Source organism: Evansella tamaricis, from assembly GCF_019042215.1.
GTDB classification, from domain to species: domain Bacteria; phylum Bacillota; class Bacilli; order Bacillales; family Salisediminibacteriaceae; genus Evansella; species Evansella tamaricis.
In genome coordinates this window covers 1-8,510 of the sequence record NZ_JAHQCS010000087.1, presented here as the reverse complement: position 1 = coordinate 8,510, position 8,510 = coordinate 1, and the positions used below count along the sequence as shown (strand labels likewise).

The following is an 8,510-nucleotide window of genomic DNA, read 5'->3' as shown; positions in this document are numbered from 1 at the left end:
GAGTTATCATGAACGAAACTAGCTCCTCACTCGTAAATTCGTAGATTAATTTGGTAAGAATGTTTATTAAGAAAAAAAACAAAAACCAAATCAGTGCTACATTACGGAAGGAGCTAGTTATTATGAAGGATACCATTAAATATGTAGGTTTAGACGTATCAAAAGAAAAAATTGCAGTAGCTATTGCAGAAGAGGGTCGTGAAGTGCCTAGATACTACGGAATGATTCCTCATACACCAGAAGCAATAAAGAAATTAGTAAAAAAGCTTGGCGATGTTAAAACTTTACGAGTGTGTTATGAAGCTGGCCCAACGGGCTACCCACTGTATAGACAGTTGCTCTCTTTAGAAGTTCATTGTGATGTGATAGCTCCTTCATTAATACCTAAAAGACCAGGTGAACGTATTAAAACAGATCGTAGGGATTCTATCCGACTTGCTCAGTTGTATCGAGCAGGAGAATTAACTCCAATTTATGTCCCTACTCCAGAAGATGAGGCATTACGTGATTTAGTTAGAGCTCGTGAAGATGCAAAAGAAGACGAACTTAGAACCAAGCACCGCTTAACAAAATTTTTATTACGTAACAATATCAAACCACCAGCAGGGGTTAAGAAGTGGACCAAAAAGTATCGTGAATGGCTCAATGTTATGAAATTTGAGAGTTCAGCTTTACGAATAGTTTTTCAAGAGTATTATCATCAATTACATGAGTTAGAACAACGGATTAAGAGATATGATGAAGAAATTAAATTACAAGCTACCGAAGGTGTGCATGCCCCAATGATTCAAGCCTTGCAAAGTTTAAGAGGTGTCGCACTTATAACAGCGACAAGTCTTGTAGCTGAAATTGGTTCTTTCAAGCGGTTCTCAACGCCAAGGCACTTGATGTCCTATGTGGGATTAATTCCAAGTGAACATTCTAGTGGTGAGAGAAGGATACAGGGAGAAATTACGAAAACAGGAAATCGCCATGTTCGACGGTTATTAATCGAGTCTGCCTGGAGTTATCGCTATCAACCTGCTGTCAAAGGAGAATTAAAGAAGCGACTAAATGGATTATCTCCAACCATTCAAGGAATCTCTTGGAAAGCACAAAATCGACTTCACAAAAAATATTTTCGATTACTATCCAAAGGAAAAGAAAGTGGCAAAGCAATAACGGCCGTAGCTAGGGAGTTAGCAGGTTTTGTTTGGGCAATTACACAAGAGTTAGATGATATTCCAAGGGTTTGATATTACTAACGTTTAACCGAATATATATTGATTTTAAAATAGATAGATGAGAATAGGGCTCGAAGGCAAAGAGTAAAACCGGAAAGGAAGATCCACGTGCCTCCTCTGTGCTATACCTTGAGTGGTTAGGTTAACGCACGTCTCGAGTTAGTGGAAAAGTCCTTTATACGGAAAGAAATTATGTGAAAACCCACGAATATCAGGATGCTAACCGCAGTAGAGTTTTTGCCTTCGTGCCGTGTTCTTAACATCTATTCAAATAAATATTAAGGAGGCATGATGTATAATCCCCCCTTTAGCTTATTCTAGTGTCTCACACTTAGAATGGCAGTCAAGGAGAGCACTTGACAACCATTCTAAGTGTGAGGTTGAAGTACTAAGCTAAAGAAGCGAAAAAATAAATGGGCACACACAATAAAGTGAAAGGAGCCAAAAACAGCTCCTCTTCTTAAAAGTACCCCAAAATAGTCTCGCTACTAATTTAGATGGGGGGCCTTGACAGTTTCGTTCATATCAGATGGCTAAAAAGGATAGGTAGAGATGCTCGATGGACCGTTCGATAATGAGGTCCTGCCTCGTTAAAATCGTATCGATAAATACTTGTAAACTCTCCATTTACTCCACCTCCTCTTCAATACCAGCTAGAATTTGAAGTAAATGATCTTTCGTTATCATGCCGATAGGTTCGTTGTTAGTTCCAGTAATAGTAATTGCATCCGCATCGTGCTTAAGGATAAGAGATACGGCTTCTTTTACGGTGGTATTTTGGGTGAGCTTTGGGTAATTGACGACTTTCTCAGAATGGTTCGGATAAGGTCCCATGATTTTCTCCACTTTCGTCAGTGGGGACACTTCTGGTGTATTCGTTCTCTCTTCACCAATGAACGACTGAACAAAACTATTTTGGGGATTTTCGATGATTTCGCGCGGTGTAGCAATCTGTTCAATGATTCCATTCTTCATCACGACCACATCATCTGCCAGTTTCAGTGCTTCATCCATGTCGTGGGTTACGAAAACAATGGTTTTATGTATGTTTTTTTGGATTTGCTTAAGTTCATCTTGTAGCTGCACTCTGCTAATGGGATCTAAGGCACTGAATGGCTCGTCCATCAAGATAATCGGTGGATCCCCTGCCAATGCTCGGATGACTCCGATACGTTGTTGCTGCCCTCCGCTTAATTCCAGTGGGTACCGTTTCTTATAGACAGTTGGATCAAGTCCCACTAAATCAAGCAGTTCATCCACTTTTTTTATGTATTCAGTTTTTTTCCAGCCTTTTAGTTTGGGAACGATCGCCACATTCTCTTCTATGGTCATATGGGGGAGCAATCCAATACGTTGAATTACGTAGCCGATATTCCTTCGTAGCTCCACACCGTCTTCATTTGTTATATCCTGGCCGTTGATTGAGATGGTTCCTGATGTGAGCGGAATAAGCTTATTAATCATTTTCATCGTAGTTGTTTTCCCGCATCCACTTGGCCCAATTAAAGTAGCTAATGTACCCTTTTTCACTTGAAACGTAATATCGTTGACGGCTTTTGTACCATCTTCATATGTCTTTGTAACATTCTCAAAAGATATCATTTCACTCACTTCCAATTCGTCTTTGTAAAACTTCTTATTGTTAAACTATAATCTAAATCGGCCTACAATTCTATTGATATGGTCTATGAAGTATCCAACTGTAAGAACTGGGGTCTAGTTCGGACAATTGGATACTCTCTTCCTACTCCAACTGTCCGAACTGGCGCTTAGTTCGGACAATTCACCTTCACTTCCTTCTCCATTTGTCCGAACCAGGACTTAGTTCGGACAATTCACACTCTCTTCTTTCTCCATTTGTCCGAACCAACTCTACGTTCGGACTATTGGCTAGAACTACATCCTTCATATCCATGAAGAGACAGACTACTTTCGAAAATACAATATAAAAAGCAAACCTTCATCACGATCAGGTTTGCTTCATAATCAAATAATTCTCCTGTAAAGCCAAAATAATTAGCTAGTATAATTCCTATAAGAAAAACACTAGCTCCTTAGTCACGGGCGAAAGTTACTGCCTCTTCCTCTACTAGCTAACACTCCGTTGCGTGTCCGTCCATCGGGCAAAGCGTCACGTCCTGTGACATGCCCGATATTAGGACTTCCTGTCCCGTCCATCGGGCAGGACGCCACGTCCTGTGGCATGCCCGATATTAGGACTTCCTGTCCGTCCATCGGGCAGGACGCCACGTCCTGTGGCATGCCCGATATTAGGACTTCCTGTCCGTCCATAGAGCAAAGCGTCACGCCCTGCCCGTTGAGGCAACTCGATGCATATTCGTGATGATTTCCTCGTTGAATAGCTTTTTGGCTGCCATGTGCTCCTGCGATTACTCGGTCGCAAGGCAGCAAAGATGCAACTCAAGTAGTAGCAGTCTAGAAGTGAGCCGAGCCCGTAGACGCTGGAGCTAGACAGATAAAAAAAACTTATACTTCTTAATTCTTATTTGTCTAAAAATTCGATTTGGACTGTCCTCCGTCCACATTCAAGGTAGCCCCAACCACCCACTTTGCACGATCTGATGCCAGGAACACAACGGTATCCGCCACCTCTTGAACTGTCCCGAATCTGCCAGCAGGGATCTCGTCTTCCACAAATTTCTGAATCTTTTCAGGGTTTTCTTCCAATCGCCGTTGCCAGTTTCCTGAAGGGTGAAGGATCGACCCTGGTGCCACACCATTAACGCGAATTCCCTCTTTCACTAGTTCATCAGCAAGAGATTTTGTGAAACTGATCATCGCTGCTTTCGCACCATTGTAAGTGGGCTTCCCGCCAGATTCCCGTCCAAATATAGAAGAAATATTCACAATCGAGCCAGCATTTTTCCTTTTCATATAAGGGATGGCTAACTGACTGAAGTGAACAGCAGAATAAAAATTTAAGTTCATCGCCTCTTCAAACAAATCAAGTGGTGTTTCAGCAGTCGTGCTGCCATTACTTCCCCCCACATTATTGATTAAAATGTCGATATCGCCATACTCACTGATAAATTCCTGGAAGACCCTTTCCCGCTCCTGTTTCTCCATCAGATTAGCTTGAAACGTTTTAATTCCTGGAAGATCGCGGTTAGCTTTTTTCAATGATTCCTCTCCTCGGGCAATGATTCCCACTCTTGCCCCTTCTTCCATAAATCCTTTTGCAATACCTTTTCCAATTCCTTTCGAGCCGCCTGTTACTAGCACCCGTTTTCCCATTAACTGAAGATCCATAAGTTAAAAATCCCCCTTTTTCAACACAAAATCATTTATTTTTTGATGCGATACTGGAAATGGATATCTATCCACATCGCTTTTTTTCACCAATTCCAACTTTGTTTTTCCAAAAAGCTCTGAATCAACTATTCCCTTCAACTCGCCCACATACACATCAATTTCCCAGATGATGTGGGAAAAAACATGTCTCACTTCATGAACTTTCTCACTCAACTGCACTTCCAGTCCTTGTGACCGTAAATGTTCTTCAAGATCAGTAAGGTCCTCTGAACTTTTCTCTAAATTAGGGAACTGCCAAAGTTTCGCCAGCATCCCCTTTTCCGGTCTCTGTTCAATAAGAATATTTCCATCGTTATCCTTCAACACAACGGCTTTCATGTCCTTGAGTTTCGGCGGTGTCTTCTTAGCCTTGACGGGCAAGAGAGCTTGAACTCCTTCTTCTCTGGCGGCACAATGTTTTCCAACGGGGCAAATAAGACAAGATGGCGATTTTGGGGTACAGATTAATGCCCCTAGTTCCATTAATCCTTGATTAAAGTCAGATGGGTTATTCGGTGAAATGATGTCTTCCACAATCGATTCAAATAACTTCCTCGTGGACCCTTTTGCAATATCATCATAAATGGTAAAAATTCTTGACAGTACTCTCATCACATTGCCATCAACGGCAGGTGCAGGAATATTAAATGCTATACTAAGAATCGCTCCTGCTGTATAAGGACCAACGCCCCTTAATTGGTGAATCCCTTCTGGATTGGCAGGGACTTGTCCACCATAGTTTTCCTGAACTTCTTTCACTGCCTGATGAAGGTTTCTTGCCCTAGAATAATATCCAAGTCCTTCCCAAGCTTTAAGGACTGTTTCTTCTTCCGCCTCTGCCAAAGCTTCCACTGTTGGGAATAATTCCATAAATCGGTTGAAATAAGGGATGACAGTATCCACCTTCGTTTGCTGCAGCATTATTTCCGACACCCAAATTTTATAAGGATCCCTGTCCTTCCTCCAAGGCAAGTCCCGCTTTTGGTCTTCATACCAGTCCAACAGATCCTGTTGAAAACCACTGATGTTCCATTCTTTAAGTATTTCCTCGGTTGTCACTGAATGTGTTCCTCCTCCAATAAACTTCTCTCTCTATTTCAAATTTTCAATTGACTTTTCCACAAAAGCCCAACAGTGTACTTTCTTCATTCCCCCATCCACATATTCGTCCATTTTTCCAAATACAGGATGATCACTGTCCCGGCGGAGGCGTTTCACTGTCTCATACTCTTCCATGGAAGACAGGATAAACATTTCCACATAAAGATTTCCTTGATCTGCTGCTTTATACCAATGGATATCTATTGCCCCTAAATTTTCTAATTCTTTTATAATAGAGGGCATACCTGTTTCATATTTATAAATCATCTTCTCTGTAATTTTGTATTCCATAAAAATTTGGAATGTCATCTTTCCAGTCTCCTTTTTAAAACCTAAAAAATAGGGTATTAATAGAACTAACAATTTTTTTAACAATCGTACAGGATTTTTTACTCTCTATCACGTATTGTATCAAGAAACGTCATTCCTATCATCTAAGGAGGGATAATGATGGACACAGGTACCCATGTTGTTATGGGAATTGCACTCGGTGGAATAGCCACGCTTGATCCTGTTGTATCAAATAATCCAGCAATGACACAGGCTGTGATGGTAAGTGCTCTATTGGGCTCCCAGGCGCCTGACTTTGATACTATCTTAAAGTTAAAAAATAATGCTGTATATATTCGAAATCATCGGGGCGTCACCCATTCTATTCCCTTCTGGTTTATTTGGCCCACGGCAATTACGATTCTTTTAGGTTTAACCATGCCAAATTTAAACTTGTTTCACTTGTGGATGTGGACGTTTCTCGCTGTTTTTCTGCATGTGTTTGTGGATATATTTAATGCCTATGGGACAAAGTTTTTTTCCCCAATCAAAGACAAATGGATCGCATTAGGCGTCATAAACATATTTGATCCATTTATTTTCATTTCCCATATAGCAGGTATAATACTTTGGCGATATGGTGCCGATCCAGGCTGGACATTTTTGTCTATCTATGTCCTATTAATCGGTTACTATCTATGGAGGATTGGAGCAAGGCGTGGAGTTTACCAGCAACTCAAAGAGCTTCATCCAGATTCAACCCATATTTTTATCTCCCCAACGTTTAATTGGTATCGTTGGCATGTTGTTGTTCGCACCGTTGAAAAAATGTATGTTGCTCAAGTGAAAAATGGGAAGGTCAATTATTTTGAGACCTATCCCTTTGAACCAATACCTAAAGATCCAATCATTACAGCAGCGAGAGAGGATGCAAATTTAAATGCATTTCTATCTTTTTCCCCTGCTTATCGTTGGCAAGTATCTTTAGAATCCCATGGATATACAGTGAAATTTGTGGATCTAAGATATCGGAGTAAAGGTCATTATCCTTTTATTGCAATCGTGCGTCTTGATGAAGACAAAAACATTCTGTCTTCTTATACTGGTTGGATTTACAATAACAACACTTTACAGCGGAAATTGGAATATCTCGTGGAAACTTAATGGAGGCTGTCTCTTTCGGGAAAAATACGTTTTCCCTTTGGAGACAACCTCCTTTATTTGGCACGATACCAACATTCATTTATTAAATATTAATGATAAAAACTCTTTTTTTCAAATAATTCTTTGTATTTTGGTTTCTCAATTAAAACTTCGTGCAAGTTAGGTCCATATTGCATGATCCATTGGTACAAAACTTTTTCTGTCATTTCTTTCCCATTATATTTTTGACCTGCTTTTGCATACGTGGATTCAAAATCTTCCCATAATATCTCAATCCAAGTTCTTGCTTCCGAATAGGACATCTGCTCATTTTGTTCGAGAAGTTTTGACGTCAACCTTTCAAAGTAATCATTCATCTTTCTTTCCCCCTGTCAGGAATTACATTTCATTATTTAAACAATAACACACACACTATTACTGTCCCATCAAAAAGAAAGCTTGTCAGCATGAATCGGTAAGAACATTATCCCTTCTTACCTATTTTAAGGAGGTTTTCCCCTATGCGTAATAAAGAAAAGGATTTCCCAGAGCGTATGTCACTTGACGGAGAACCGCGGGCAAAAGGCGCGTATGCATCTAAGCGTGCGGATGGAACCATAAACGATCATCCGCAAGAGCGTATGCAAGCTTCAACTCAAAATCGGAAGCCTAACAATGAGGAAGGTTAAAGATCAGATACGAAGCTCGTTTACTCATTTTGGAGGAGGCGTTAGTTCATGAAGAATAAACACCTGCCACAAAGCGGAAGAGGTTATCAGGATCCGTTCCAATCTCCACGTTCAAATCCAAAGCACGCTTATCACCAAGTGAATGGGGAAACCCAACAAGCCTTGAATGTTCAGATATTAGAGGTGCAAACTAGGAAACGTTCTTAGTTGATGGGTGTCTCAAACGGTCTTGCCGTTTGGGACAACCTCTTTAATTTTTGTTCCCAAGCACGGAAATGGGAAGGGCTTCCTCTTCTTTGGAACGATTTCGATTACCCCAGGCAAATACACCATTCATATATGTAATCGTAAAATGATCAGTTGACCCAATAATCTCATACGTTTCACCTGATTTAAAATCCTTTGGATCCATCATGTATGCTTGTGCCATCAACATTTTCCGTTCATGAACTGCAAATTCATTAATCATCCCCATTTGCTCGGCCTTTTGAGCTTTCACCTTCAATTCGGCGACCTCAGCTCGTAATTCTTCTACTGTCATTTGACTGTATCGCTTATCCATTATCATTCTCCTTAATGCTTCTATATTCTCTTTTTAGTATAACTCTGTTGTTGTTCAACTTCCCTTCAAGAATCAACTTTCAGGGGAAGGTTTGGTAACTTAGCCTTTATTATATAGGCTATGTTAAAGGCTAATGTTGATTTCTTAAAAGTATGATTTTTAGCGAAATTTACGACACTCCTGCGGGAAAAGCGAGTTCAGGGGAGACCC

General features: G+C 40.5%; 11 protein-coding genes. 4 read left to right on the top strand and 7 right to left on the bottom strand.

The window, feature by feature from the left end; translation table 11 throughout:
* Positions 1 to 122 precede the first annotated feature (122 nt).
* Entirely contained in the window at positions 123 to 1,235 is a 1,113-nt protein-coding gene (locus KS419_RS08855) for an IS110 family RNA-guided transposase (protein WP_217065727.1), read from the top strand.
* 615 nt (positions 1,236 to 1,850) lie between these two features.
* On the opposite strand, the gene KS419_RS08850 is transcribed toward KS419_RS08855, so the two are convergent.
* From KS419_RS08850 to KS419_RS08830, 5 genes are all read right to left on the bottom strand, one after another.
* The gene (locus KS419_RS08850; protein WP_217065931.1) at positions 1,851 to 2,825 is read right to left on the bottom strand and encodes an ABC transporter ATP-binding protein; all 975 of its coding nucleotides are present in this window, start codon (positions 2,823 to 2,825) and stop codon (positions 1,851 to 1,853) included.
* 553 nt (positions 2,826 to 3,378) lie between these two features.
* The gene (locus KS419_RS08845; protein ID WP_217065930.1) at positions 3,379 to 3,522 is read right to left on the bottom strand and encodes a hypothetical protein; all 144 of its coding nucleotides are present in this window, start codon (positions 3,520 to 3,522) and stop codon (positions 3,379 to 3,381) included.
* A 212-nt stretch (positions 3,523 to 3,734) separates the two neighbouring features.
* Positions 3,735 to 4,493 (bottom strand): SDR family NAD(P)-dependent oxidoreductase, encoded by a 759-nt coding sequence (locus KS419_RS08840; protein WP_217065929.1) that lies wholly within the window; start codon positions 4,491 to 4,493, stop codon positions 3,735 to 3,737.
* Between the two features lie 3 nt (positions 4,494 to 4,496).
* Positions 4,497 to 5,594 (bottom strand): A/G-specific adenine glycosylase, encoded by a 1,098-nt coding sequence (mutY, locus tag KS419_RS08835; protein WP_217065928.1) that lies wholly within the window; start codon positions 5,592 to 5,594, stop codon positions 4,497 to 4,499.
* Positions 5,595 to 5,627: 33 nt separating this feature from the next.
* The gene (locus KS419_RS08830) at positions 5,628 to 5,945 is read right to left on the bottom strand and encodes a hypothetical protein (protein WP_217065926.1); all 318 of its coding nucleotides are present in this window, start codon (positions 5,943 to 5,945) and stop codon (positions 5,628 to 5,630) included.
* Positions 5,946 to 6,086: 141 nt separating this feature from the next.
* Here KS419_RS08830 and KS419_RS08825 point away from each other — a divergent pair, with 141 nt between their 5' ends.
* On the top strand, positions 6,087 to 7,070 hold the full coding sequence (locus KS419_RS08825; RefSeq protein WP_217065925.1) for a metal-dependent hydrolase: 984 nt from the start codon (positions 6,087 to 6,089) through the stop codon (positions 7,068 to 7,070).
* 89 nt (positions 7,071 to 7,159) lie between these two features.
* Here KS419_RS08825 and KS419_RS08820 read toward each other — a convergent pair whose 3' ends face one another.
* A complete protein-coding gene (locus KS419_RS08820; RefSeq protein WP_217065924.1) occupies positions 7,160 to 7,426 on the bottom strand; it encodes a YfhJ family protein in 267 nt (88 codons plus the stop codon).
* A gap of 144 nt (positions 7,427 to 7,570) precedes the next feature.
* On the opposite strand from KS419_RS08820, the gene sspK reads away from it, so the two are divergent.
* Positions 7,571 to 7,738, top strand: coding sequence for a small, acid-soluble spore protein K (sspK, locus tag KS419_RS08815; RefSeq protein WP_217065923.1), 168 nt, complete (start codon positions 7,571 to 7,573; stop codon positions 7,736 to 7,738).
* Positions 7,739 to 7,786: 48 nt separating this feature from the next.
* Complete coding sequence (locus KS419_RS08810; protein WP_217065922.1) at positions 7,787 to 7,945, top strand: YpzG family protein; 159 nt, start codon at positions 7,787 to 7,789, stop codon at positions 7,943 to 7,945.
* Positions 7,946 to 7,988: 43 nt separating this feature from the next.
* Here KS419_RS08810 and KS419_RS08805 read toward each other — a convergent pair whose 3' ends face one another.
* Positions 7,989 to 8,300, bottom strand: a complete 312-nt coding sequence (locus tag KS419_RS08805) for a YfhH family protein (RefSeq protein ID WP_217065921.1) — start codon at positions 8,298 to 8,300, stop codon at positions 7,989 to 7,991.
* Positions 8,301 to 8,510 lie beyond the last annotated feature (210 nt).

What these genes read in the sequence shown, in the direction of transcription:
- KS419_RS08850 (WP_217065931.1), bottom strand. Translation starts at nt 2,825, where the DNA reads ATGATATCTTTTGAGAATGTTACAAAGACATATGAAGATGGTACAAAA.
- KS419_RS08855 (WP_217065727.1), top strand. Translation starts at nt 123, where the DNA reads ATGAAGGATACCATTAAATATGTAGGTTTAGACGTATCAAAAGAAAAA.
- KS419_RS08825 (WP_217065925.1), top strand. Translation starts at nt 6,087, where the DNA reads ATGGACACAGGTACCCATGTTGTTATGGGAATTGCACTCGGTGGAATA.
- KS419_RS08820 (WP_217065924.1), bottom strand. Translation starts at nt 7,426, where the DNA reads ATGAATGATTACTTTGAAAGGTTGACGTCAAAACTTCTCGAACAAAAT.
- KS419_RS08840 (WP_217065929.1), bottom strand. Translation starts at nt 4,493, where the DNA reads ATGGATCTTCAGTTAATGGGAAAACGGGTGCTAGTAACAGGCGGCTCG.
- KS419_RS08805 (WP_217065921.1), bottom strand. Translation starts at nt 8,300, where the DNA reads ATGGATAAGCGATACAGTCAAATGACAGTAGAAGAATTACGAGCTGAG.
- KS419_RS08830 (WP_217065926.1), bottom strand. Translation starts at nt 5,945, where the DNA reads ATGACATTCCAAATTTTTATGGAATACAAAATTACAGAGAAGATGATT.
- sspK (WP_217065923.1), top strand. Translation starts at nt 7,571, where the DNA reads ATGCGTAATAAAGAAAAGGATTTCCCAGAGCGTATGTCACTTGACGGA.
- KS419_RS08810 (WP_217065922.1), top strand. Translation starts at nt 7,787, where the DNA reads ATGAAGAATAAACACCTGCCACAAAGCGGAAGAGGTTATCAGGATCCG.